Source organism: Synechocystis sp. PCC 6714 (assembly GCF_000478825.2).
Taxonomy (GTDB): Bacteria; Cyanobacteriota; Cyanobacteriia; order Cyanobacteriales; family Microcystaceae; genus Synechocystis.
In genome coordinates this window covers 1,886,010-1,907,398 of record NZ_CP007542.1, presented here as the reverse complement: position 1 = coordinate 1,907,398, position 21,389 = coordinate 1,886,010, and the positions used below count along the sequence as shown (strand labels likewise).

General features: G+C 49.1%; 20 protein-coding genes. 7 read left to right on the top strand and 13 right to left on the bottom strand.

Annotation, left to right across the window (positions count from 1 at the left end):
• The first annotated feature begins 21 nt into the window (after positions 1-21).
• Positions 22-237: a hypothetical protein gene (locus tag D082_RS08660; protein WP_028948045.1), complete on the top strand. Its 216-nt coding sequence runs from the start codon at positions 22-24 to the stop codon at positions 235-237.
• A gap of 30 nt (positions 238-267) precedes the next feature.
• Here the strand turns inward: D082_RS08660 and cobO are convergent, their stop codons facing one another.
• A complete protein-coding gene (cobO, locus tag D082_RS08655; protein WP_028948046.1) occupies positions 268-879 on the bottom strand; it encodes a cob(I)yrinic acid a,c-diamide adenosyltransferase in 612 nt (203 codons plus the stop codon).
• A 161-nt stretch (positions 880-1,040) separates the two neighbouring features.
• Here cobO and D082_RS08650 point away from each other — a divergent pair, with 161 nt between their 5' ends.
• Positions 1,041-1,484: a DUF6335 family protein gene (locus D082_RS08650; protein ID WP_238546664.1), complete on the top strand. Its 444-nt coding sequence runs from the start codon at positions 1,041-1,043 to the stop codon at positions 1,482-1,484.
• 162 nt (positions 1,485-1,646) lie between these two features.
• Here D082_RS08650 and D082_RS08645 read toward each other — a convergent pair whose 3' ends face one another.
• Positions 1,647-2,024, bottom strand: a complete 378-nt coding sequence (locus D082_RS08645) for a hypothetical protein (RefSeq protein ID WP_238546663.1) — start codon at positions 2,022-2,024, stop codon at positions 1,647-1,649.
• Positions 2,025-2,141: 117 nt separating this feature from the next.
• Positions 2,142-4,142 (bottom strand): ATP-dependent zinc metalloprotease FtsH1, encoded by a 2,001-nt coding sequence (gene ftsH1 / locus D082_RS08640; protein ID WP_028948048.1) that lies wholly within the window; start codon positions 4,140-4,142, stop codon positions 2,142-2,144.
• A 100-nt stretch (positions 4,143-4,242) separates the two neighbouring features.
• On the opposite strand from ftsH1, the gene D082_RS08635 reads away from it, so the two are divergent.
• Together D082_RS08635 and D082_RS08630 are read left to right on the top strand one after the other, a co-directional pair.
• Positions 4,243-4,818 (top strand): thioredoxin family protein, encoded by a 576-nt coding sequence (locus D082_RS08635; RefSeq protein ID WP_028948049.1) that lies wholly within the window; start codon positions 4,243-4,245, stop codon positions 4,816-4,818.
• 69 nt (positions 4,819-4,887) lie between these two features.
• Positions 4,888-5,766 carry a lipid kinase gene (locus D082_RS08630; protein WP_028948050.1) on the top strand — a complete coding sequence of 293 codons (879 nt, stop codon included), beginning with the start codon at positions 4,888-4,890 and terminating at the stop codon, positions 5,764-5,766.
• Positions 5,767-5,785: 19 nt separating this feature from the next.
• Here the strand turns inward: D082_RS08630 and D082_RS08625 are convergent, their stop codons facing one another.
• The 6 genes from D082_RS08625 to D082_RS08600 all read right to left on the bottom strand — a co-directional run bounded on the left by D082_RS08625 (position 5,786) and on the right by D082_RS08600 (position 14,190).
• Positions 5,786-7,918, bottom strand: coding sequence for a ComEC/Rec2 family competence protein (locus D082_RS08625; protein ID WP_028948051.1), 2,133 nt, complete (start codon positions 7,916-7,918; stop codon positions 5,786-5,788).
• 62 nt (positions 7,919-7,980) lie between these two features.
• Positions 7,981-9,867, bottom strand: a complete 1,887-nt coding sequence (gene ftsH4, locus D082_RS08620; RefSeq protein WP_028948052.1) for an ATP-dependent zinc metalloprotease FtsH4 — start codon at positions 9,865-9,867, stop codon at positions 7,981-7,983.
• 112 nt (positions 9,868-9,979) lie between these two features.
• Entirely contained in the window at positions 9,980-11,317 is a 1,338-nt protein-coding gene (locus D082_RS08615; protein ID WP_028948053.1) for a cell wall metabolism sensor histidine kinase WalK, read from the bottom strand.
• Positions 11,318-11,509: 192 nt separating this feature from the next.
• Positions 11,510-12,370 (bottom strand): mechanosensitive ion channel family protein, encoded by an 861-nt coding sequence (locus D082_RS08610; protein WP_028948054.1) that lies wholly within the window; start codon positions 12,368-12,370, stop codon positions 11,510-11,512.
• Between the two features lie 68 nt (positions 12,371-12,438).
• On the bottom strand, positions 12,439-13,344 hold the full coding sequence (glyQ, locus tag D082_RS08605) for a glycine--tRNA ligase subunit alpha (protein WP_028948055.1): 906 nt from the start codon (positions 13,342-13,344) through the stop codon (positions 12,439-12,441).
• Positions 13,345-13,383: 39 nt separating this feature from the next.
• Entirely contained in the window at positions 13,384-14,190 is an 807-nt protein-coding gene (locus D082_RS08600; RefSeq protein WP_028948056.1) for a hypothetical protein, read from the bottom strand.
• A gap of 183 nt (positions 14,191-14,373) precedes the next feature.
• On the opposite strand from D082_RS08600, the gene D082_RS18565 reads away from it, so the two are divergent.
• Positions 14,374-14,553, top strand: a complete 180-nt coding sequence (locus D082_RS18565; protein WP_158506504.1) for a hypothetical protein — start codon at positions 14,374-14,376, stop codon at positions 14,551-14,553.
• A gap of 83 nt (positions 14,554-14,636) precedes the next feature.
• Here D082_RS18565 and cobS read toward each other — a convergent pair whose 3' ends face one another.
• Positions 14,637-15,419, bottom strand: coding sequence for an adenosylcobinamide-GDP ribazoletransferase (gene cobS / locus D082_RS08590; protein ID WP_028948058.1), 783 nt, complete (start codon positions 15,417-15,419; stop codon positions 14,637-14,639).
• A gap of 192 nt (positions 15,420-15,611) precedes the next feature.
• On the opposite strand from cobS, the gene D082_RS08585 reads away from it, so the two are divergent.
• Entirely contained in the window at positions 15,612-16,121 is a 510-nt protein-coding gene (locus D082_RS08585) for a hypothetical protein (protein WP_238546662.1), read from the top strand.
• 112 nt (positions 16,122-16,233) lie between these two features.
• Here D082_RS08585 and D082_RS08580 read toward each other — a convergent pair whose 3' ends face one another.
• The 3 genes from D082_RS08580 to D082_RS08570 form a co-directional block, all read right to left on the bottom strand.
• Positions 16,234-17,115: a phosphatidate cytidylyltransferase gene (locus tag D082_RS08580; RefSeq protein ID WP_028948060.1), complete on the bottom strand. Its 882-nt coding sequence runs from the start codon at positions 17,113-17,115 to the stop codon at positions 16,234-16,236.
• A gap of 134 nt (positions 17,116-17,249) precedes the next feature.
• Positions 17,250-17,843 (bottom strand): precorrin-6Y C5,15-methyltransferase subunit CbiT, encoded by a 594-nt coding sequence (gene cbiT, locus D082_RS08575; protein WP_028948061.1) that lies wholly within the window; start codon positions 17,841-17,843, stop codon positions 17,250-17,252.
• A 124-nt stretch (positions 17,844-17,967) separates the two neighbouring features.
• Positions 17,968-20,496: a glycogen/starch/alpha-glucan phosphorylase gene (locus D082_RS08570; protein ID WP_028948062.1), complete on the bottom strand. Its 2,529-nt coding sequence runs from the start codon at positions 20,494-20,496 to the stop codon at positions 17,968-17,970.
• A 548-nt stretch (positions 20,497-21,044) separates the two neighbouring features.
• Between D082_RS08570 and D082_RS08565 the strand changes: the two genes are divergently transcribed.
• Positions 21,045-21,314, top strand: coding sequence for a hypothetical protein (locus D082_RS08565; protein ID WP_028948063.1), 270 nt, complete (start codon positions 21,045-21,047; stop codon positions 21,312-21,314).
• Positions 21,315-21,389: the final 75 nt, after the last annotated feature.

Below are 21,389 nucleotides of genomic sequence, written 5' to 3'. Positions count from 1 at the left end.
TTCTCACCCCCCCATAAAATTATGAGTACCCAAGATAAAGCTCGTGAACTACTGGCCAAAGAGCGTCAACAGGAAAACCAACTCAATGAAAATATGGTTGCCCGGGCAACGGAAACAGACCTGACCGTGGCGGAAGAATTGGACGAAAAAGCGCGGGAATTGCTGGCAGAAGAGCGACAACAGGAAAAACACATGGAAGAAACCATGCTCAGTCGTTCCACCGAAGAGTTGAGCTAGTTAGACTGAAATTTTTCTTCAAACCCTTCTTTAGAATTCGATGCCGGGTTGAGCCTTAATGTTTTGTTCCCGGAAGGGATGCTTAATCAAGGTCATTTCTGTGACTAAATCGGCCCGGTCGATCAATGGCTGGGGGGCCCCCCGCCCCGTCAAAATGACGTGGTTGAATTCCGGTTTTTCTTCTAAGCCTGCCAGCACCGTCTCCGCCTCCAGGTAGCCCAGTTTCAGCGCTACATTTACCTCATCCAGTAGCACTAGTTGGTAATCAGGGTTGCGGATATACTCCAGGGCTTTTTGCCACGCTTCATGGGCGATCGCCTGGTCCCGTTGTCGATCTTGGGTTTCCCAGGTAAAGCCTTCCCCCAGGGCTAAAAAAGTTAACTGGTGCTGCCAGGGGGTAAAGGCCTCTTTTTCCGCCGGTTCCCAGGCCCCTTTAATGAATTGAATAATGGCCACCCGATAACCATGGCCCAGGGAGCGCAACACCATGCCCAGGGCCGCCGTAGTTTTGCCCTTGCCGTTACCCGTATTAACAATAATTAAACCCTTTTCTGCTTTGGCCCCCGCAATGCGCTCATCCTGTAAAGCTTTGCGCTTTTGCATCTTAATTTTGTACTGCTCATCCGACAGGGAATTGGCCATGGTAACTGTTAAGAATTTCTGCAAAAATTTTAACTCTTTCAGGGGACAAATGTTAAGAATTTGTTGTGAAAAAGACGATGATCCCCATTTTTATTTACGATCAGAATAGATAAAAAACTTAATCTTTGCGAAAAAGCTTTAGCAATAGAGAGGTTGTAAAAATGGATATTAGCCAATATTTCGCTAATTGTAGTGATGATTATCTCGATTCTGAGCAAAATAGCTCTGAAGAACTTTTGCTGGCTGATCTAACTGGAGCCGAGGAAAATGACATTTTTTTTGATGGTTTAATTGACCGGGATACAGGGTTGGGCCATGTAGTCAGATTAATGAGAATGCCCCATCTAGACAATGGTAATCTCAGTGGTGGTGACCCCGATGACAACTGGTATCAAGCGGAAGTGGTAGGGGAAGAAGCGGTGGGCGGTGACAATCCAACTCCCGACCAGAATGTGACGGAAGGATTGTTGCAATCCATGGGCATTGCCAGTGTGGACGGCCGCCCGGTGGCCACGGTGAGAAACTTTGGGGCTAGGGATCAACATCGTTGGGAACTGGACCCCGATTCCGCCGAAGACCACCAAAATCCCCAAGACGAAGAGTGAACTAAATTATTTTTTCAATTACTGGGGTATGGTTGGTAAACTGCACAGCCTGGTTTAATCCTCAACATTCGTTAATCCATCTACCATGCCCAGCTGGGACGAAAATTTCCCGTAGAATCACTGGTGAGTCTTAATAAAGTCAATAGAAATAACTTTTGGGCGCTAGGATTCCAGTAGAATGGTGCGGCCGTTTTGATTGGTGCGGTAAATCCATTTTTTCGACCCCGATTCCACCACCACCCGCCAGCCGGGGATCATGACTTGGGCACACATTTGTCCTTCCTGGGCTAGGCCGAGGCAACTGTCTGGCCAGGTTTTATTTTCTGAAGACTGAATCGTGAAAGTACTAACAGGTTCACCAGTACTTTGGGCTAAGTCATTTAAAACTTTATCGGCGATCGCCTGGGGGAGCATGGGAGATTGGGAAATTAAGGGAGTGGGGGAAGACGATTGGGACTGGCCTGGGGAAACAAGTTGGTTATCTAAAGATAAATCTTGCTCGGTAGAGGCACAGCCCTGGATTGGAATGACACTAAGCACAGTCAATAATAGTAATCCCCCCAGAAGTGTGCCCAAATTTGGGGATTTATCAAGGCTTGTAAGCTTGAAATGGAATGGAGGAAGATCAGACATTATGCAAATTGAATTAGGGAGGGATTATTTACCCGCTAAAGCCGGTTGTTTCCGGGACTGTTGGTAACTCTCCACCAATTGCCGGAAGTGCTCTCCTTCAATGGTTTCTTGGTCAATGAGGGCATCCACCAGTAAATCCATTAAGTTACGATTTTCTTCAATGATGCGGGTGGCCCTTTGGTGGGCGGCGGTGACAATGGCTTGGATTTCTCTGTCAATGCGGGCGGCAATATCTTCGGAATATTCAGAACGTTTGCCCCAATCTCCGCCACTAAAGTTACGATCGCCTTCCTCTTCCAAGGCCACTAAACCGAGGGAAGACATGCCCAATTTAGTTACCATTTGTCGGGCCAGATAGGTGATCTTCTCAATGTCATTGCCGGCCCCGGTGGTGACTTCATCCTCGCCAAAAATTACTTCTTCCGCTACCCGTCCGCCCAACAATCCGGCAATGCGAGCAATCATTTGGTTACGGGTCATCAAACTCTGGTCTTCATCGGGGGTGAACCAGGTTAGACCTTGGGCTTGGCCCCGGGGAATGAGGGTAACTTTTTCCACTGGATCATGACCAGGACAGAGGGTGCCAATTAAAGCATGGCCCACTTCATGGTAAGCAATTAAGCGTTTACTTTTACTATCTACCAGGGGCGTACCCTCCATCCCCGCCACCACCCGGTCAATGGCATCGTTGACTTCTGCCATGGTGATAGCATCTTTGCGCCGTCGAGCGGTAAAAATGGCCGCTTCATTTAACACATTGGCCAAATCTGCCCCCGTAAATCCCGGTGTTCTGCGGGCGATCGCCGCTAGCTGGACTTCTTCGTGCAACTTTTTATTTTGGGCGTGAATTTGCAGAATCAATTCCCGGCCTTGCACATCGGGATAATCCACCGTTACCTGACGATCAAAACGCCCTGGGCGCAAAAGGGCTAAATCCAGTACATCGGGCCGGTTAGTGGCTGCAATGACAATGATGCCGCTGTTGCCCTCAAAGCCGTCCATTTCTGTGAGTAATTGGTTCAGGGTTTGTTCCCGTTCATCGTTACCGCCGCCGTAGCCTACTCCCCGCTGACGGCCCACCGCATCAATTTCGTCAATGAACACTAAACAAGGGGCATTTTCCTTGGCTTTTTTGAACAAATCCCGCACCCGGGAAGCCCCCACCCCAACAAACATTTCCACAAATTCCGAGCCGGAAATGCTGAAAAACGGTACCCCAGCCTCCCCGGCGATCGCCTTAGCTAATAAGGTTTTGCCTGTACCGGGAGGGCCAATTAGTAAAACTCCCCGGGGAATTTTGGCTCCAATGGCGGTGAATTTTTCCGGTTGCTTGAGGAAAGTAACTACTTCCTGCAATTCTTCTTTCGCTTCGTCAATGCCAGCCACATCATCAAAGCCCACACCGGTTTTCGCTTCCATCTGGAACCGGGCTTTGGACTTACCAAAACTCATGGCTTGACCAGAGGCATTGGCGGACTTTCGCACCACCATCACTACCAAACCAATCAGAATAGCCACAATGATTAAATTGGTTAACAGACCGTACAACGCCGAATTGTCCGGGGTGCGGTTAATGTCCAAATCAATGGTTTCAGAACGGCTCCGCAGGAGATTGAGTAACTCAGGATTATTGTCCAACAATTGTACCGTTTGGGGCTTCGACCCCGGTGGGGCATCTTTAAGGGTGACGATCGCCTGACGGCGATTAGTATCTACTTCCACTTTGGCCACCTGATTAGCCTTAATGGCATCGATCAACTGCCCATAATTCATTTGGGGTTCAGAGGAACGGGAAGAGCCAGCACTAAAAAAGGAGCGGGGTGTTTCCCCTCCATTACTGGGAATGGTCGATTGGGCTGGGCTAGGACTAGCCTGAGGTGGTGTCCCTTCTTTCCCTTCCTGGGCCAATGTTGATAGGGGCAAAGCCAGAGTAGTGGTGGTCACCAGCAAACCCATTGCCAAGCGGTGCCAAAAGCGGCTAGGGCTGGAGAAACTATGGCGATCGGAACGGGGGCGATGACTCATGGACGTTTTAAACTAAAAAAATTCCAGCGGCGGGGACAAACTCCAACCCCCATGATAGCTTGGGTCTTTAATTAACAAAACGTAACGCACCACTTTAACTATGGTTTTAACCCCTTCCACCATGCTCGCCCTTGGAACCCAAGCCCCGGACTTTGCCCTGCCGGATGTAACGACGGAGCAGCCCCTTAGTCTAGGGGATACCATGGGAGAACAAGGCTTGCTGGTGATGTTTATTTGTTGTCATTGCCCCTTTGTCAAGCACATCCAGGCTCAATTGAGTCAGTTGGGCAAAGATTATGAAAATTCCGGTTTGGCCCTGGTGGCCATCAGCGCCAACGATGCGGAAAAATACCCCGACGATGCTCCCTCCAGTTTGAAAAAAATGGCCCAAGACTGGGACTATCGTTTTCCGGTACTGTATGACGAAACCCAGGCGATCGCCAAGGCTTACCGAGCAGCCTGCACCCCCGACTTTTTCCTTTTTGATGGCCAGGGCAAATTGGTCTACCGAGGCCAGTTAGACGACAGCCGTCCCAGTAATGGTTTGCCAGTCACTGGGGTAGATTTAAGACAGGCGATGGACTTAGTGCTGGCCGGCAAACCTGTGCCAAGGGAACAAAAACCAAGCATTGGCTGCAATATCAAATGGAAACCCGGTAATGAGCCAACATATTGAAAAGATTTATAATTCGCCAAGATTTTTACGCCATATTTTTGGTCAAAACTCCCACTCCTAATAATCCCCATGGGTAAACGAGCTTTATTGATCATCAACCGCCACTCCCGTCGGGGACAAATCGGTTTTGCCCAAGCAGTGGACTACCTAGATAATCTGGGTTTTGAATTGGTTACGGTGCCAGCCCAATATAGTCAATCCCTGGAGAACTATGTTGATAGACATATCAATTCCGTGGATATGGTTATTGCTGGGGGAGGGGATGGTACCCTCAACGCCGTGGTTAACAGCTTGGCCAAACATCAAGTCCCCTTGGGCATTCTACCGATGGGTACTGCCAATGATTTAGCTCGTACCCTCAATTTGCCCAACGATATTGTCAAAGCCTGTGATGTGATTAATCAGGGGCACCGCAAGCAAATTGACTTGGGTTGTGTGAATGGTCAATATTTTTTAAATGTATCCAGCCTAGGATTAAGTGTGGAAATCACCACCAAGTTAACCAGGGGAGCCAAAAGACGTTGGGGAATATTTGCCTATGGGTTGACGGCCCTACAAGTTCTCAGACAGGCCCGTTTATTCCATGCCACTATTACCCACAATGGCCGATCTGAAGTGGTTAAAACTCTGCAAATTGCGGTTGGGAATGGCCGTTATTATGGCGGCGGTATGGCGATCGCCAAGGATGCCACTATCGATGACAATCGCTTGGATCTGTACAGTTTGGAGATTAGGCATTGGTGGCAAATTTTTGATCTGCTCATCCATTTACCTGCGGGGGAGCAACATCTTTTACCGTGGGTGAGAACAGTTAGCGCGGAATCCATTGAGATCAAAACTTCCCGTCCCCGAAAAATTAACACCGATGGCGAAATTATCGTCGAAACTCCAGCTCGCTTCACCGTGATCCCCCAAGCCCTTTCTGTTTTTGTTCCGCTGCAACGTTAGCTTTTCGGTTAACAAGGCCCTAAGGATTGATTGAAGCACTGAAACCCTGATGGGGTCTCCATTGTACGGCTCCGTGTGCTCCGGTCACCCACAATCGCCCCTGGTACTTTTCTACTTCTTCTTTCAAATTCCGGCTGATATAGGGGGCAATGGCGATCGCCGTCGGGGGACGCAAACCATCCAGCCAGGCGTAGGGGAAAAATTGGCCAGCCCAGATAATGGTGTGGGGTCGTTTATCCAACGGTAATTGGGGCGGAGCTTGGGTTTGGGGGGGAACTTGGAGAAAAATCCACCAGCGTTGCCGGCCAAATTCCAGTTGCAAAATTGCCGGATTGCTTTCTACCCACAGCAGATGCCCACAGGATGGTGGTAATGGTTGTCCTACCATGGCAGGGCTTATATTCAGTGGGCAGTCAACCTCATTAATCCCTTTTTGGGCAAGGAACGGAGTCAATAATCTTGCTCCAGTTGGATCTCCTGCTCTGGCAAAGGTAGTTACTGAATTAGGAGCTTGGGCCACAAGAATAGGAAATTCTTTACTGTCAAAAATAGTCAGTTCCACCCTAGTTTGCAGGGCAAAAATTAGGGGCACAATAATCGTTGCCAGTAAAAATAGAGCGATCCAAATCCAACGTCGCCGCCACCAGGGAAAGGCCCAGATTAAGCAAAAGGCACCGTAGATGACCACTACTTGACCCAGCCCCAATTCCCCCACCGCCACCCTGGGAAATTGTTGAAATTGAGCGGCGATCGCCATTAACCAACGGGCGGGGAATGCCAATAACCAGGCGGTGGCACTGCCGAAAGGAGGAAAAATAAGGGCAAACAGAGCACTGACCATTCCCCCCAGACTTAAAACCCCCAACAGGGGAGTGATAAGAATATTTAGGGGCAGAGCGGCGGGGATAAAATAACCAAACTGTTGCAGGAGAATGGGGGTTGTCCAAATACTGGCCGCTAAGGGGACCGCTATCACCCCGGCAATTTTCCCGGGCAAAAAATCCAGTCGCCTTTGCAAGGGGGGCACCATCGCCACAATGCCTAGGGTAGCCAAAAAACTCAGTTGAAAACCTAAGGCTTGGCTCCAAACCGGATTGACCAATAACATCACGGTGGCGATGGCCAGTAACGCCCCCACTGTGTTCAATTTTTGGCCGCTGGCCAGGGCCGTCATTACCCCGGCCCAGAGTAAACTAGCCCGGATTACCGAAGGCTCCAGTCCGGTTAAACCTAAATAGACTGCCAGTATTATCAAACCAACGGCGATCGCCAGTTTATTACCGACGCCAATTTTTTTACCCAGTAGTAACACTGTCCCCACCAGTAGGGAAACTTGATAACCGGAAGCGGCAAGAAAATGAGAAAGCCCTACCTGTTGAAAAAGATTGCGTAATTCTGTGGGTAAATTAACAGCCTTAGCTCCTAGAACAATAGAGCTAATCAATAGCCCAGGCCATTTACCTTCCCCTTGGGCGGGTAGCCAAGCGGTTTGAGCGTTGACAATCCTTTGCCGTACAGCATTAAGACCGCAAAACTTTTCCCCTACCACCATGGCCTCTTCCCCTTTTAAACCGGCAAAAATGCCCTGGCGAGCTAAATACTGGGCAAAATTAAACGCGCCCGGATTTTGGGGGGCACTGGGACGATAAAGCAAGCCTGTTACCCGAATTTGCTGACATTGTTGCCAAGTATTGTTTCCCCCGGGTAGGGTGAGGTAGACGGTGCCAGAGCGGGGACGAAATTGCTTTTCCGGTGGCCGTTGTAACTGCTCTACGGTCAACAAAAATTGCCGTTGACCCTGGGCATTTTCCCGACCTCCAGCGTCCAACGTGCCGATCGCCGTGATGGTTTGAAAAGGTTTGGCCGGTGGGTCTAGCAAAAGGCTAATATCGTTTACTCCCGGTTGGGGAGTGCGCCAAATGCCGTAATAGCCAGCGACAAGAGCAATCATTCCCGCCAGTAACCATTGCCATCTTGTAGGACCCCGTCGCCAGAGGGGAGAGACAAAAATAATGGCGATCGCCGTGGCTAGACACCAGAATAGGGCCAAAGAAAGAGTTTGATGGAAATTGAACCAGCCAAAGTCCAGTCCCGACGCCAACAATCCCGCAATGAAACTGAGACAAATCAGTGCTAGGGGATGGAAGCGCATCCGTCGAACTCCGTATCAAATCACTGGTATTTTTCCCCGCTGAATTTCTCTCGGGGAGGCATTCAAACCGTCACCATAGCTGGGGCTTGGACTTGTCCCAAAAGCTGATGTAGTTCATCCCCTTCAATAACTTCTTTTTCGAGGATTTTTTCGGCGATCGCCTCCAGTAAATCCCGATTATGGTTAAGGATAGCTAGGGCTTGACTATGGCCCTGTTCGACAATTTCCTTCACTTCTAGGTCAATTTCCTTGGCGGTGTCATCACTGACCATACGGCGGGGGTTGCCCATGCCGGGGCCGAGAAAATTGTTCTGTTGCCCCTTATCGTACGCTAGGGGGCCCAACACCTTACTCATGCCGTAGGTGGTGACCATTTGTTCCGCCAGATCCGTGGCCCGTTGCAAATCATTGGCTGCCCCGGTGGTGATGCTGTCAAAGATAATTTCCTCGGCCGCCCTACCCCCTAGCAGGGTAGCAATTTGATCCCGCAGCTCCGACTCGTTGAGTAAAAATCGGTCCTCGGTGGGCATTTGTAGGGTGTAGCCTAAAGCCGCCATCCCCCTGGGCACAATGGAAATTTTTGCCACCTGACCTCCCCCCGGCATCACTGCCCCCACTAGGGCATGGCCCACTTCATGGTAAGCGACAATTTTCTTTTCTTTTTCCGACAGCACCCGGCTTTTCTTTTCCAGACCGGCCACCACCCGTTCGATCGCCTCGCGGAAATCTGCTTGTGTAACGGTTTCCTGCTTATTGCGGGCCGCTAGCAAGGCCGCTTCGTTAACTAAATTAGCCAGGTCAGCGCCAGCAAACCCAGGGGTACGGGTGGCAATATTTTTCAGTTCTACTTCTTTGTCCAACTTAATTTTCTTGGCATAAATTTCCAAAATTTTCAGCCTCCCCGCTAAATCTGGCCGGTCTACCAATACCTGGCGATCGAACCGACCGGGCCGCAAAAGGGCCGGATCTAAAGTTTCGGGACGGTTAGTGGCGGCCAACACAATCACCGTGGCCCCCGCCGCACTGAACCCATCCATTTCGGTTAAAAGTTGGTTGAGGGTTTGTTCCCGCTCATCATTGCCCCCCATAAAAGCTCCACTGGCCCGGGACTTACCAATGGCATCCAACTCATCAATAAAAACAATACAAGGGGCTTGTTTTTTTGCCTGCTCAAACAAATCGCGCACCCGGGCCGCTCCAGCCCCCACAAACAGTTCCACAAATTCAGAACCGGAAATGATGAAAAACGGTACCCCCGCTTCCCCAGCGGCAGCTTTAGCTAGCAAAGTTTTCCCTGTGCCTGGAGGCCCCACCAGCAGTACACCTTTGGGAATTTTCGCTCCCAGGGCAGTGTAGCGTTGGGGAAATTTGAGAAAGTCCACCACTTCGCTCAGTTCTGTTTTGGCTTCCTCTACCCCAGCCACGTCATCAAAGGTAACTTTGGTGGAGTCCCCTTCCACATAAACTTTGGCTTTGCTTTTGGTAAAAGCCAGGGCACCGCCGGGGGCGCCGTTATTGTTGCGATTGAGGAAAAAGGACCAAATGCCGACGAAAATCAGGGGCGGAACGACCCAACTCAAAAGGGTGCCAAACCAAGAATTTTTAGCCGGGGGAGCCGCCGCAAATTCGATACCTTTGGCTTCCAGGCGTTTGGGCAGTTCCAGATCAAAAATGGGCGTAGTTCTTAAAATTTGTCCCTCAGGGGCTTTTTCTTTGTTGCTATCCCCTTCTTCCGGCTTGAGTTGATAGCGGATTTCATTTTGTCCCACGTAAACACTGGCCACTTTACCCCCCTCCACCTGGTCAATGAAAAGACTGTAGGGGACCTGGGGAGGTTGGGCGGCGAATAATGCAGGGGCAAAAAGATTCACCAATAGGTAAATGGTGGCACCCCAGAGCAGTATGCTACCAAGACGGCGTTGCCATTGGGGTTGGGGTTTAATGGCCATGGGCTTTTGGGAAGTAACTGAACAAGGAAAATCCGGCGATCAGGTAAATTTACCTTCTCCCATCATATCCCCAAGGCCAGCGGGGACAACAATTTGAGCATTTTTCTCTGGTTTAGGCGGAGGAGATAGCGCCAGGGAGCTGCACCCGAAATTGACTGCCCTGGGGGGAACTGGTGACGGTAATTTTGCCTTGATGATGTTGCACAATGGCCGCTACGATCGCCAGCCCTAGACCTACTCCTTGATTCGGCGATCGAGAAGAATCAGCCCGAAAAAAGCGATCAAATAAATGGGGAATTTGCTCTGGGGCAATGCCTCCACCATTATCCGCCACCGTAACTTGCAAGGTGGGTTGCTTAGGTCGTAGGGCGGAGTGCTCCGAGGTAAGGCGTTCGAGGGTAAGGGCTACGGATGGTTCCACTGATTCCTGGGGTTGACTATGGTCAAAGGCGTTGGTGATTAGGTTGGTAAACAAACGGGCTAACTGGTCCCAATCGCCCCAAACAGTAAAATCTTCTTCCTGGTTTTCCCCTTGGGTATCGTCTTCGCTTTCAATCCTCAGGCAGAGAAAAATTCCCCGTTGCTCTGCAGTGAGCCTTTGTTCTTCAATGACCTCAATCAAAAGGGCGTCCAGGGGAATCGTTTGCCCAGTGGGCCCTAGGGTGCCGCTGTCGGAACGGGCCAGGAACAGAAGATCATTAACCAAATTGCCCAGCCGTTGGGTGAGTCGCTCAATGACCTGGAGTTGTTGCCGTTGTTGTTGGAGATCAGCCTCTGGATATTCCAAGGCCTGTTGCACGTTGGTTTGAATCACCGCAATGGGATTCCGCAATTCGTGGGAGGCATCGGCGGTGAACTGTTTTAAGCTCTGGTAAGATTCGGCGATCGGCTCCATGGCTAGCCCCGATAAAAACCAGCCAATGGCCGCCGCACTGCTCACCATGATAATCAGCCCTACGCTTAAATCCCAAGCCAACTGTTGAATCGGTTTTGTGACCTCAAACCAAGGATGGCTCACCCGCAGATAACCCAACACCACGCCCCCTTCCTCAATCCTTTTGGTTACCTGACGCAACTGGCGATCGCCGGAAAAAGAAACCGTTTCTGCTTTAGTTTGGCTAGTAAGGGACAGAGGAGAATTATTGCCCATGGTGGACCAAAGCAAACGCCCCTGGGCGCTAAACCACTCCAAATCAATGTGGTCATCGTCCACAGAGGCATCATTATCCTGGAAACTAGCGGATACGTTGAGGCCATATTCCGCCTGGTCTAGGCCCTGTACGACTAGGGAACGATTAACCACTTCCACCACATGTTTAAGGGTGTCGTCAATCCTTTCCACTAGGGTTTGACGCACATAGAAATAAACCCCACTGGCAAACAGTAATAGTAGTATTGCTGTTACCAATGTGTACCAAAGGGCCAAACGCTGACGGGTAGCCTGAAACATGACATTAGAGCCTGTTTGTAAAATCCTATTTTGCCCTCTACACTGACCCAAAGGGCCGGCAATATTTGGGAGCTTTGACTGACTTAATCCCTTCCAAAACTTGGGGGCTCAAGGGACTTTCAAATACTATTTAACTAATTTAAAATTAGTGTAAGGAAAAGGATAATAAATTGGCTTCTTTTGGTTAAGTGATCATGCCGCTTGAACATCCAACTCTTTTGTTTCTGGTTGAATTAAATGTATATCTCTCTGGGGAAAAGGAATGGAAATATTTTCTTCATCTAGTTTTCGTTTGATTGCTTCCGTTAACTGCAATTTAAGACGGAAATAATCTGTCGATTTCACCCAAGGACGTACATAAAATTTGACACTGCTTTCCCCTAATTCCCCCAAGGCGATCGCCGGCGCTGGTTCTAAACAAACTTCGCTATTTTGATCAAGAACCCATTGTAACGATGACCGGACATGGTCAATATTTTCCTCATAACCAACTCCGATTACTAAATCTATGCGACGCAGGGGTTTGCCCACATGGTTGATGATATTATTTTCAATGATTTGTTTGTTGGGAATAGTTACTAAACGATTATCATAGGTGCAAATGGTTGTGGAGAGGATTTCGATAGATTCCACCACCCCCTCAATGCCGGCTACTTCGATCATTTCCCCCACTCGGAAGTAATTGAATAAAACCAAGAGAATGCCCGCAGCTACGTTAGACAGGGAGCTTTGCAGAGCTAAGCCGATCGCCAGGGTGGAAGCCCCCAACAAAGCTACCAGGGAACTGGTTTGAATGCCCAATTGAGCTAAACAGAGTACACAAAAAACCACCAGTAAGACGTAGTAACTGATGTTGCCGACGAAAGAAACAAATGTGGGTTCTAAATTCGTCTTCTTCAGTGCTCTAATAATCAGCTTTTGTAGTTTTTTTGATAACCAAAAGCCAAGTAATAAAATTGCTAAGGCAAATAATACTTTAAGGGAAGTAGTAATGAATAAATCAACAATGGCTTGTTTGTCATAGCCAAAAATATTGTTTGTAGAAAAAGGCATAACTGAAAAGAAAAACAACGGCAAGTCACCATCAACGGTGCAGGCAAAAGGCAAAAGATTAGCCGATATTAAGCCTGAACAAGGGCGACGGGAGCACTTTCTTTTTTACCCAAAGGAAAACCGAGGGCTTCCCTCTGTTGTAAGTAAATATGGGCCACCTCCCTCGCTAAGTTACGAATGCGACCAATGTAACGGGTGCGTTCCGTCACGGCAATCACCCCCCTAGCATCTAGCAAATTAAATGCATGGGAGCACTTCAGCACATACTCCAAACTGGGCAAAGCCAAACCCCGTTTGATTAACTGTCCCGCTTCCTGCTCATAAAGGGCAAACAGTTGAAACAATAAATCGGGATTGGACGCTTCAAAGTTATAGGTACACTGCTCCACTTCCCCCTGCCAGAAGATATCACCATAGCTGAGCTTGTCATTCCACTGAATTTGGTCGATCGCCTCTACGTTTTGCAGATACATGGCTAACCTTTCCAGGCCGTAGGTAATTTCAATGGAAACGGGGCGGCAGTCGATGCCCCCGCACTGCTGAAAGTAGGTAAATTGGGTCACTTCCATACCATCAAGCCACACTTCCCAACCTACGCCCCAAGCCCCGAGGGTGGGGGATTCCCAATTATCTTCCACAAACCGAATATCGTGATCTTCGGGATGGATGCCCAGGGCCCGTAGGGAATCAAGGTACACTTCCTGGATATTGTCCGGGGATGGCTTGATCAGCACTTGATACTGAAAATAATGCTGTACCCGGTTGGGATTTTCCCCGTAGCGGCCATCGGTGGGGCGACGGCAAGGCTCCACGTAGGCCACCGACCAAGGTTCCGGCCCGATCGCCCGTAGAAATGTGTGGGGATTCATGGTCCCGGCCCCCTTTTCCGTATCGAAGGGTTGGGCAATAAGGCAACCTTGGTTAGCCCAAAACTCATTTAATTTGGCGATAACAGCTTGGAAAGTAATGGTCATAGAAAGCCCAAAGCTTGATGGTAAAAGATTGGTAAGTGACTAGATGGTGATAAACAATTTGGATTCTGGATCATAGCTCCAGGCCAGGCCATCGGGATCCCTGGTTTGGCTCCAATCGGCAAAATTATCTTCATTTTTGCGACGGGCCAGGGTACTAGAGGTGGTATCTAAACGTTTAGCCAATTCCGATTGGATTAAGCTCAAAGCTGGGCTGGTAATGGTGGGGGACTCCTCCATGGTTTCTGCGGTAGATTCTGCCCGTACCTCCCCTAAAGTGGTCCTTTCTTCTTCCTCTTGCCTGCGGGCTTCTTTAATCTCTGCCAATTGGGAAAAAGGACTTTGCCCTACGGGGGTAGCCATCAACTCTTCCTGGGGCGGTACTAAGGGATGGTCAACCACTGGGGCAGTGGCGGCGGTTAACTGGGGAGAAACAATGGCGGGTTCCTCCGTTTGTGGTTCGCTGTCATCAAAAATATTACCCAGGGTGGAGGAGGAGATGAAATAGTAAACCTTTGCCTCCCCTACCTTTTTTTCGTAGGGGCCATACTCTTTGATTTTGTCATCGAGGTAACGTTCGGCCGCCCGACCCCTAGCAATGCCCGCCTCTATCAAATCTGCTTTGGTGATGATGCCCTGATTTTTTTGCACCAATTGGTTAAATAAAGGGTCAATTGCTACGCATTTCTGTTGCCATTGGTAGGTATCCCACGCTACCCAGGCGATCGCCAGGGTCAGGCCCAACAAAATCCAGCGCCAGGTTTTATAGATGAAAACCATGGCCACGGCCAGGGGCAGAATTAGTATTAACAGTCCTTTGGGATCACTTTCAGCAACTTTTCCAGTCATGGCAACTCAGCAATTAAACCAGATTTAGATCAATCGAATCGGAAACAGAGTCAAATGTTAGGCAAAAAGAACAAATCTGCGGCAATAATTACAACAGTTTGCGGCTCAAATTTTACCCCAGCATTACCAACACTGACCTAACGGCTAGTTAATTCCCAGCCGTACAGTAGGGCTACAAAGACCGTGAGCCCGGCCATCCCTAGGAAGATTCCCCCTGGTAAAAAGGTAATAATCCCCCAGCCCCTCAACAAATATAGCGCTAGGGTTAATCCTACCAAACCCAATAAGGGTTTTCCAAATAAAGAAGAGGACGATCGCCGTTTTTTCCGTTTTTCTGCCAATGTCTGCTCCTTGCAAATTTAGGACAATTATCGGTGCCTGCGCTAACACTGGTCATAATCCCATGGCGGGGCAAAATCAGAGGAAATGGCATTTAAATTAAGCCATTAAAGTAAGGATAGAGCTACCAAAATTAACACTTCGCTCCATTCCACCACTGCGCCGTAGGTATCCCCCGTGTGACCCTCCAATTGCCAGGCAAACCAACGTCCCACGGCCCAAGCAATCAGGGCGGATCCTCCAGTGCCGGCTAATATCCACCAGGGATCAATGGCCAGAGCATAACCTACCCCAGTTCCCCCCATTAGAATAATTCCCGTACCGAGTAGTAAATCCGGCCCTGGCTGCAAATTCATTTTATGCATGGCACCTTTACCATTTTCCCTCAGGTAGGGGTAAAAGGCGATCGCCAATAGTTGGCCCCAACGGCCCCAACCCATGGCCATGACTAAAGCCCAGCTTGCTAAATCATGGTCACTAAAACTAGCTAAGGCAATGGTTTTCAACAACATCACCATGGCGATCGCCATGACCCCATAGGCCCCCGTTTGACTATCTTGCATCACCACCAAACGTTTGCTAGGGTCAGTCACCGCTAAACCATCGGCCGTATCCGCCACCCCATCCAGGTGAAGTCCCCCTGTTAAACCGAGCCACAGACTAACCACAATTGCTGACTGTAAGAAATTCCCCGTGCCCAACCATTGCAAAAGCTGACTCACCGTAAGCAAAATTAGGGACAGCAATAACCCCATCAGAGTAATCCAGCGGGCGATGCGAGCAAAATTTACTGGCAAAGCCGGGGGCCATGGCAAACGGGTATAAAACAAGACCGCCCCCCCCACACTGTCACCCCCCCAGAGAAAATAACAACGACGCCAAAATTTCATAAATCACCATACCAAGGGTCAGGAGTTTACACTCCGCAAAAACTTAAAATTTGGTTACGAATTCTTGGGCTAAGATCGAAAGCAAAGCGGGGATCAATTAAGTCGCTCCACCCATAACTTGGCAAACCAACGCTAAAATTCCCCATCTAGACTAATCCTTTTGCGTAATTTTCGTTAGTAACTCCGGCGGAATTGATCAACGTAAATATTCATCTCTGGCTGACCAACCAAGCTTTTTACCCCGCCACCACCACCATGAATCACGAATTTCACCCCCTCCCCCTGCCGGCTCCCTGTGTAATTGAACAGGGTATTTTGGTTAACAAAGAGGATATGCAAAGGGCCCTTAACGATTTAGGACAAGTTAATTACTACTACCAATTGGACGGGAAATCCCAAGCGGAGGGTCAAGGCTGGATCCTCGACGTGTTCAGCGACGGTCAACAGGCCACCATCGTCATTAACCAATCTCTCTATCTAAACGTTAACAGCTTCGATTATTTGGAAATTAGCCTAGACCACCAGGGAAAAACCATTGTTGACCTGTGGCAAGAAAGTCGCCAGTTGAGGTTGGTGCCCCTGGGCGATTGGCCCAGCCCCAAGGAAAATTGTCATCAGTTTATGGCTCTGGATTTAGAGGAAGCCGTGGCAGAGGTCCTGGCGGCCCGACTGGACGTGCAGAGGGATCAGCAGGAATATTGATTCGATTTGTTACTTTTCCTATCCTCACTTTGGGGGCTTCAGAAGATTTAGTTTTGTCATTGTGAGTCAATGCAATTTCTTAGTCTTAGCCCAGGGGGAGCAGTTGAGGCTGTCACAGGGTATTCAAAACTGGCAACAGCAAAACGACAAAATAATAGACTAGGGGAGCGGTGAAAACATAGCTGTCGGTGCGGTCTAAAATTCCTCCATGGCCAGGGATTAACTGTCCGGAATCCTTCACCCCAGCATCCCTTTTCATCATTGATTCCGTTAGGTCCCCCAACAAACTGACTATGCCAATTAACAGGCCCAGCAAGGCTCCTGTAACTTCCCAGTAGGGCCATTGTAAATACCAAGCTCCCAGCACCCCCACCAATAAACTACCCCCCACGCCCCAGAGAGAACCTTCCACAGTTTTTTTGGGGCTAATGTCCGACAGACGGGTGCGCCCCAACCATTTCCCCATAATGTAAGCACCAATGTCCGCCGCCCAAATGCAGGCAAAGGCCAAGATAGTTACCAATAATCCCGTGGGGAAATTTTCCGGATGGTCCCAGGATTCAGGCCAAAAACCGTTCAGGGGCAGATGCAGTCCCATGGGATTAATAGCTCCATCCCCTAATCGCAGACGCACCCAATAGCTGGGCAAATAACCACCGTAAAACAGGCCGAGCAATGAGGTGGAAATGTCAGCAATGGTGGCCATTTTCGGCTGAAAAAGCAGGTAAAAACAGATTAATGCCCCCGTCAAAGGAAAAAATGCGTCGGTCAAGTGGGGCGTTACCGTAGCAGAGAGCAAAAGGACCAGCGATAAAACGATGGTAGTCTTGGCGGCCGGTGCAATGCCTTTGGCCCTCACCATTTGGAAATATTCCCGCAGTCCCAGATAAATCACTAAGGCGATCGCCGCACTAAAATACCAGCCCCCCAAAATCAACAGGGAAAACGCCAGGGCAATGCCAATGACTGCACTAATAATTCGCTGGGTAGGCATGGTAACGGCAAAAAAGACCAAAAACGAGGAAAAGTGTTAACTCTGTATGGGACAAAAGCCGCCGTTGTTAACCTTTCCTTAGTTTTCATTGTAGAGCAGAAGCAAACCACCAGGGTTGTCCGGACATTTCTCCATTAGGACAATTTTTCCCCCGCCAGAATAAAGGTGGGATCCACGGCAGCAAAAACCTGTTGTAACCCTCGTTTTTCCAAACGATTTACCCCCGCTTGCACCACCTCCACATTCCGCACCTGTAATGCCGACAACGTTTCCGAAATGCCATAGAGACTTTCCAAATTATTGGCCGTTGCCACCAAGCGACCCCCCGGGGCTAAATGGGCCCAGGTTTCCTGCAAAATTTGCTTAATGGGGCGACCCCCTTCAATGCAGATATGGGTAGGGTGGGGGATTAACTGGGGCAAACAATCCGGAGCACTCCCCTCATGGACAGTAACATTGGTCACTCCGAATTGTTCACAGTTGCGTCGAATTAAAGCAGCTACTTCTTCGTCCCTTTCCACTGCGACAATGTTACTCCGGGGGCAAAGTAGACCTAGTTCCACCGGAATAGTGCCAGTGCCGGCCCCAATGTCCCAAATAATTGACTCTTCCCTCAGTTGCAAAGCGGAAATAATCAACAGACGTACTTCTCTTTTACTAAGGGGAATCCCCGGCAATCGTTCAAATAAGCTATCCGTAATTCCCGGGGTTTTATAGGGCCATAGCATGGGTTTAATTTCTCCGCTGACAATTAAGCCACCATTGTCTCCCCATTTTCTTCGGGAGATAAATGATGGCCGATACAATCTTAGTTTCCCGCTGGCTTAGTATTCGTACCTTTGGGACTATGGGCTAGTTATCCTGTTCGGGATGATATTCATCCAGGGAAATTTTTACCGGAGGGACATCCCAAATTTCCTTGCAGTATTCCCGGATAGTGCGGTCAGAGGAAAACTTACCCATGCGGGCGGAGTTGAGGATAGACATTCTTGTCCACCGGTCCTGGTCAGCATAGGCTTTGCTCACTTCATCTTGGCAGTCCACATAGGCTTGGTAGTCCGCCAGGAGCATATAGGGATCGTGGTGGAGTAGGGAATTCACAATGGGGTGGAACAAATCCGGGTTACCCGGGGAAAAATAACCATGGGCAATGCGGTCAATCACAGCTTTTAGATCAAAGTTGTTGTCATAGTAGGTATGGGGATGGTAACCATTTTCCTTCATGGCATACACTTGCTCGGCGGTGAGGCCAAAGAGGAAAAAGTTTTCCGGCCCTGCTTCCTCCCGAATTTCGATATTTGCTCCATCTAGGGTTCCAATGGTGAGGGCACCGTTCATGGCAAATTTCATGTTGCCTGTGCCGGAGGCTTCCTTCCCCGCGGTGGAAATTTGCTCCGATAAGTCAGCGGCGGGGTAAATTCTTTGCCCCAGGGAAACGTTGAAGTTAGAGACAAAAACAACTTTGAGCCGACCCCGCACATCGGGATCATTGTTGACCACTTCCCCGACAGCATTGATTAATTTGATGATTAACTTAGCCATGAAGTAGCCCGGAGCGGCTTTGCCCCCAAAAATAAAGGTACGGGGCACCATTTCCATTTGGGGATTTTGTTTGATGCGGTTGTAGAGATGGATAATTTCCAGGGCAGCTAGGTGCTGACGCTTATATTCGTGAATCCGTTTTACCTGCACATCGAACAGGGAGTTAACGTCAATTTCCACGTTGCGGTATTTGAGCAGATAGGCTGCGAGATTGCGTTTGTTATTCTGTTTAATTTCCCGCCAGCGACGACAAAATTCCGGATCGTTGACAAAGTTTTCGATCTGCCGCATTTCGTCGAGGTTTTTCAGCCAACCATCACCAATTTTTTCCGTTACTAGGGCAGACAGTTCGGGGTTACTGAGCAAAATCCAGCGGCGGGGGGTTACCCCATTGGTTTTGTTGAAAAATTTCTGGGGCCACAGTTTGGCGAAGTCCCGCAGGGTGTCTTTTTTCAACAGTTCAGTGTGGAGAGCGGCTACCCCATTAATGGCATGGCTTCCCACACAGGCGAGGTTGGCCATGCGGATTTTTTTGCCGTGGTGTTCTTCGATCAAAGAAAGACTGCTCACCAGGGCTTCGTCGTTGGGGAACCAGGTTTGTAACCCCGTTAGGAAGCGGTGGTTAATTTCGTAAATGATTTCTAAATGACGGGGCAGTAGTTTTGCAAATAGCTCCACTGACCAGCGCTCCAGAGCTTCCGGCATCAGGGTGTGATTGGTGTAAGCAAAGGTTTTTTGGGTAATATCCCAGGCTTTGTCCCAGTCATAGTCGTAACGGTCTACAAACAGACGCATTAACTCGGCGATCGCCACGGCGGGGTGGGTATCATTCAGCTGAATGGCAGTGAGTTCGTAGAAAGTATCTAGGTTGTCATGGTTACGGAGGTGGCGGCGGATTAAATCCTGCAGGGAAGCGGAGACAAAGAAATATTGTTGGGCCAAGCGCAATTCCCGACCGGCGGGGCTGTTGTCGTTGGGGTAGAGGACTTTGGAGATGGTTTCCGCATCGATTTTTTCCGCCACTGCCCGGTCATAGAGGCCAGAATTAAACGCTTCAAAGTTAAATTCTTCACTAGCCTCCGCTTTCCAGAGCCGGAGGGGATTGACCGTATTAGTTTGGTAACCAGGCACCGGAGTGTCGTAGGGAATGGCGAGAATAGTCCTTTCGGGAATCCAGACCACTTTGGGTTGGTTCTTTTCGTTGTGAATAATTTCCGTATGGCCTCCCAGTTTGACTTCCACCGATTCATCGGCTCGGGGAATTTCCCAGGGGTTACCAAACCTGAGCCAATTATCGGGTACTTCCACTTGCCAGCCGTCCTGAATGCGCTGGTGAAAAATTCCAAACTCGTAGCGGATGCCATAACCGATCGCCGGCACTTCCAGGGAAGCGAGGGAATCGAGGAAACAGGCGGCCAAACGACCCAAACCACCATTCCCTAAACCGGGATCTGGCTCCTGTTCAATAATTTCGTTCAAATCCAGGTCAAATTCTTTCATCACCTGGTCAATTTTGTCGTACAGCCCCAGGTTGATGAGATTATTGCCCAAATGCCTTCCCATCAGGAATTCCGCCGACAGGTAACAGACTACTTTTACCTTTTCTTGCTTATAGGTGGCTACGGTTTTGATGAAACGATGCAATAGGCGATCCCGAATGGTGTACGCCAAGGCAACGTAGTAGTCGTAAAGGGTCGCCTGGGAACGATCAATCCCCTGTAGATAAAAAAGATTATCCAAAAAAGCCCGCTTCAGGGTAGCCACACTCATACCTGTGCGGTCATCTTCGATTTTGACAGTGGGTTGAGGGGAAGTGTTTAGGGTAGATTGATCAATCATTGATTGTTCCTGATGAAAAAGTCGGGGTGATGTCACCCAGGCTAGCCGACGCTAGCTCAAAATATAGGGGCTTAGCCGCCGCCCATAGCCACAAGGGCCACTCGAGCAATCCTAGCCCACAACGGCAATGCTAACTGATGCTCACTGTAGAGTAGTGTAAGGTCTCTACCAAAACTCTACACCCACCTTCCTCCAGCATTGTTAGGGAGAGTTGACACACAGAGAAAAAATAAGCGCTGGTCCGCAGTCGGTGGGCCATCAGCCCAGGGGATAAGTAGTTCTTTTTAACCCAAGGCGATCGCCGTCGTTGATTCTGGTTAAAAACCTACGGTGATGGTAATTGCCCGGCAGCGTTGGCATTTGCTAGCGAAAAGGTATCGAAGCAAGATGTCAAATTTTGGTGATATTAACCCGAATTTTCTGACCAGTGAGGCAGGGGGAATCACCATAATGGAGGCGTGCGATACCGATATCCATTGGAAGTGGTCTGCACCGCCCTTATTCCCCTTAAACCCTGATTGTTTAGGGATATTAGCGGTTTTAGCACTATGAATGCCCAGTTTTTTGAAGAATATCAGACCCAGTTGCTGGACTGGCAAAAGAAATTTTTTAGCACTTGGATGGAAAGTCTGCCTAAAGGCACCGCTGAAATTAAATTGACGGATACCATTGAAACCAGCCTTAAATTACGAGAGGAAATAGTCAAAATTTACCTGGAAGCCCAAGAAAAATCCGCCACCATGATGATCAATGCCCAAAAACAATTTTGGGATAATTACTTCCAGTCCCTGCGGCAACAACCCTTACCTGTTAATTAGTTTAATTAGTTACTGTCAGTCAATTTATTAAAGCTAAGTTTAAAAACTGCCCCTAGGGAGCCTTCCGGTTCTGTG

Excerpts from the sequence above, each read along its gene's own strand:
- D082_RS08660 (WP_028948045.1), top strand. The coding sequence starts at position 22 with ATGAGTACCCAAGATAAAGCTCGTGAACTACTGGCCAAAGAGCGTCAA.
- cobO (WP_028948046.1), bottom strand. The coding sequence starts at position 879 with ATGGCCAATTCCCTGTCGGATGAGCAGTACAAAATTAAGATGCAAAAG.
- D082_RS08650 (WP_238546664.1), top strand. The coding sequence starts at position 1,041 with ATGGATATTAGCCAATATTTCGCTAATTGTAGTGATGATTATCTCGAT.
- ftsH1 (WP_028948048.1), bottom strand. The coding sequence starts at position 4,142 with ATGAGTCATCGCCCCCGTTCCGATCGCCATAGTTTCTCCAGCCCTAGC.
- D082_RS08635 (WP_028948049.1), top strand. The coding sequence starts at position 4,243 with ATGGTTTTAACCCCTTCCACCATGCTCGCCCTTGGAACCCAAGCCCCG.
- D082_RS08630 (WP_028948050.1), top strand. The coding sequence starts at position 4,888 with ATGGGTAAACGAGCTTTATTGATCATCAACCGCCACTCCCGTCGGGGA.
- D082_RS08625 (WP_028948051.1), bottom strand. The coding sequence starts at position 7,918 with ATGCGCTTCCATCCCCTAGCACTGATTTGTCTCAGTTTCATTGCGGGA.
- ftsH4 (WP_028948052.1), bottom strand. The coding sequence starts at position 9,867 with ATGGCCATTAAACCCCAACCCCAATGGCAACGCCGTCTTGGTAGCATA.
- D082_RS08615 (WP_028948053.1), bottom strand. The coding sequence starts at position 11,317 with ATGTTTCAGGCTACCCGTCAGCGTTTGGCCCTTTGGTACACATTGGTA.
- D082_RS08610 (WP_028948054.1), bottom strand. The coding sequence starts at position 12,370 with ATGCCTTTTTCTACAAACAATATTTTTGGCTATGACAAACAAGCCATT.
- glyQ (WP_028948055.1), bottom strand. The coding sequence starts at position 13,344 with ATGACCATTACTTTCCAAGCTGTTATCGCCAAATTAAATGAGTTTTGG.
- D082_RS08600 (WP_028948056.1), bottom strand. The coding sequence starts at position 14,190 with ATGACTGGAAAAGTTGCTGAAAGTGATCCCAAAGGACTGTTAATACTA.
- cobS (WP_028948058.1), bottom strand. The coding sequence starts at position 15,419 with ATGAAATTTTGGCGTCGTTGTTATTTTCTCTGGGGGGGTGACAGTGTG.
- D082_RS08580 (WP_028948060.1), bottom strand. The coding sequence starts at position 17,115 with ATGCCTACCCAGCGAATTATTAGTGCAGTCATTGGCATTGCCCTGGCG.
- cbiT (WP_028948061.1), bottom strand. The coding sequence starts at position 17,843 with ATGCTATGGCCCTATAAAACCCCGGGAATTACGGATAGCTTATTTGAA.
- D082_RS08570 (WP_028948062.1), bottom strand. The coding sequence starts at position 20,496 with ATGATTGATCAATCTACCCTAAACACTTCCCCTCAACCCACTGTCAAA.
- D082_RS08565 (WP_028948063.1), top strand. The coding sequence starts at position 21,045 with ATGAATGCCCAGTTTTTTGAAGAATATCAGACCCAGTTGCTGGACTGG.